We start from the raw sequence: 3013 nt of genomic DNA, 5'->3' as shown, positions 1-3013 counted from the left end.
GCCGCCGAAGTCTTCCCGGATATTTCCGCGCTCTCCGTGTCCCAGGTGGAGAAGAAGGTGATCTGGGCGGGCTCGCAGGACGGACTCGTGCATGTGACGGTCGACGGCGGCGAACATTGGAGCCTGGTCACCCCACCGCAGCTGAAGCAGTGGGCGACGATCACCTCGATCGAACCGTCGCACTTCGCCGCGGGCACGGCCTACCTCACCGCTTCCCGATACATGTGGGATGACTATCATCCGTACGTGTTCAAGACCACGGACTACGGCCGGCATTGGGTGGTCATGACCCATGGCCTGCCGGATGACCAGTACGTGTTCACGGTGAAACAGGATCCGAATGAGGCTTCCCTGCTGTTCCTGGGTACCGGGAACACCGTGTATGTCAGTCTCGACGGTGGTACGGACTGGAACCCGCTTGCCGCCAAGCTGCCGCACGTGCAGGTGCGCGACCTCGCCATCGACACGCGCGAGGGAGAGGTCGTGGCGGCGACCCACGGCCGCTCGTTCTGGATCCTGGGTAATCTCGCGCTGCTCGAGCAGCTGGCGCACCAGGCGCAACCGGCTGTCGACGCGGTTTCCCTGTACGCCCCCCAGACGGCCTGGCTGACGCATGCCTATGGCCAGAGCGCCCACGCCAAGTATCGTCAGCCAGTCGGTACCAATGCGCCGTTCGGCGCGACCGTGTTTTTCCACCTGCCCGCGAAGTACGACGGCAAGACACCTGCGAGCCTGACGTTCCTGGATGCGCAGGGCAAGCAAATCCAGCACTACACCCTGCACCTGAAGAACAAGCACGCGAAGAAGCTGCCCGCCACGGTGAAGGACAACCTGCTGCCTTCGCAGGCGAAACGGATCGCCGAAAAGAAGAAAACAGCGGTGGAGCCGGGCGTGAACCGCATTCAGTGGAACCTGCGCTACGCCGACGCCACAGACGTGATCGGCTGGGAGCCGCCTGAGGACGCCGACGGCATGGTGGGCAAGAGCCGCGGACCGCTGGTGAATCCGGGCCACTACACGGTCGTCCTGCGCTATGGCAAACAGACCTACCGGCAACCCTTCGAGGTGAAACTCGATCCGCGGTTGCACACCACGCCGGCGATCCTGAAGCAGAACCTCGCGCTGGAGCTGTCCCTGCATAACAGCATCGACGTCCTCGACAAGGACATCAACGCGGCCATCCTGCTGCGTCAACGCCTGGTCAAGGCGGTCGCGGCGCACACGATCGACGCATCCGCTGCCGCCCCCGCGATCAAGGATTTGCATGACGCGATCCATGCGGTGGCGCAGCTTGATGTCCGCTCGAGCGAAGGCGACGTGCTGCACAACATGCGGCTGCGCAGTTTCCTGGCTTACCTGCAATCGAGCATCGGCCTTGATTACCAGGGACCGAACCCGGCACAGATTGCTGCGTTCCATGAGCTGCAAGGCGCCGCGCAGAAGGGAGAGGCCCGCTTGCGGGCAGCCACCGCCGCCGGCGAGCGCTTGCTCTGACGGATAAAAAAGGTGCCACCATTTCGCCGGCCCGTAGAGGGGGTGGCGGGAATCAAGTGTGGCTTCGGCGCCTGGCCGACTGAAGCATGCCAGGAAGTTCTACATTTGCGCTGTCTCGCCGGCGGGCAAGCTTACGCTGTTGCTGGGCTGACCGAGACATCGAGTCAGATTGCACTTTTCGTTTGCCCAATACAGCCGTTCGCGACCGGCTCAAAGGGGCCGGTAACCGTCGGTCGGAGACCTCACTCTATCGAGCACTTGAATCAAAGGTGACAGGCACAATGTGTAGGCATTGTCCCCTGCACCGTTCTTGTGGTTTCTCAAGGATGGCTCTTGCGTCGTGGGCAAGGCACCATGTATCACTGCCGCCAAACAACGAGCGCTCATGTTCGCTTTCGTGCCCAACTGGCTACGCATCCCGCTGGTGATGCTGCTGTTCCTGCTCAGTAGCGTGCTGCACATCGTGCCGCTGATCGTCATCGCGTTGATCAAGGTCATCGTGCCGATTCCCGCCGTGCGCAGGTGGCTATCGCGCGTGCTGGTGGTGATCGCGGAAAGCTGGATTGGCGTCAACAACGCCATGTTTGACCTGTTCGTGCGCATCCAATGGCAGGTCGAGGGGCTGGATGGCTTGCGTCGCGACGGCAACTACCTGGTGTTGTGCAACCATCAGAGCTGGGTGGACATTCCCGTCTTGCAGAAAGTGTTCAATCGGCGCATCCCGTTCCTGCGCTTCTTCCTGAAACAGCAATTGATCTGGATCCCCTTGCTGGGGCCGGCGTGGTGGGCTCTGGATTTCCCCTTCATGAAACGCTATTCGGCGCAAACCCTGCTGCGCCATCCCGAGCTGCAAGGCAAGGACCGCGAGGCGACCCGCAAGGCCTGCGAGAAATTCAGGCATCTGCCGGTGTCGGTGATGAACTTCGTCGAAGGCACCCGCTTCACGCCCGCCAAACACGATGCGCAGAAATCACCCTTCCGCTATTTGCTGCGTCCCAAGGCCGGGGGTGTGGCCTTCGTGCTCGATGCCATGGGCGAAGCGCTGCACGCGGTACTCGATGTCACGATCGTCTACCCCGAGGGCCCGTGCACGATGATGGACCTGATCGCCGGGCGCGTACGCGCTGTGCGCGTCCACGTGCGCGAGCGACCGCTGAGCCCGGAATTGATCGGCAGCTACGACGAGGACCCGGCATTTCGCGGGAGGGTCAAGGCGTGGGTGACCACGTTGTGGCGCGAGAAGGATGCACAGGCGGCCCGCATGCAGCTGCCGTCAGGCAACGAATAGAATGTGTCAGGTGCATGTCCTGCACATGGTCCCGACACCCTTCCTGTTGCACGATGCCTTGTGGGCTCCTGCGTGGCCGGGTTTGCTGTAGCGTGATCGGTGTTGGCCTTTGTGCCATGGCATACGCCGTCGCCCACCCACAGGAATGCCACCGTGATCGAGCTGCCCCTCACTTTGCCCTGTGGCCACACGCTGGCGAATCGCTTCTGCAAATCGGCCATGACCGAGGGA

The 3013-nt window shown here is 62.4% G+C and carries 2 protein-coding genes; both read left to right on the top strand.

Features of this window, described 5'->3' with window-relative positions; translation table 11 throughout:
- On the top strand, positions 1 to 1494 hold a 1494-nt coding region (locus PF446_RS03930; RefSeq protein ID WP_298069940.1), incomplete at its 5' end, for a hypothetical protein.
- A gap of 385 nt (positions 1495 to 1879) precedes the next feature.
- Positions 1880 to 2782, top strand: a complete 903-nt coding sequence (locus tag PF446_RS03925; RefSeq protein WP_298069938.1) for an acyltransferase — start codon at positions 1880 to 1882, stop codon at positions 2780 to 2782.
- Positions 2783 to 3013: the final 231 nt, after the last annotated feature.

The sequence above is a fragment of the Oleiagrimonas sp. genome (assembly GCF_027858935.1).
Taxonomy (GTDB): domain Bacteria; phylum Pseudomonadota; class Gammaproteobacteria; order Xanthomonadales; family Rhodanobacteraceae; genus Oleiagrimonas.
This window is presented reverse-complemented; position numbering and strand designations above follow the sequence as displayed.

What these genes read in the sequence shown, in the direction of transcription:
- PF446_RS03925 (WP_298069938.1), top strand. Translation starts at nt 1,880, where the DNA reads ATGTTCGCTTTCGTGCCCAACTGGCTACGCATCCCGCTGGTGATGCTG.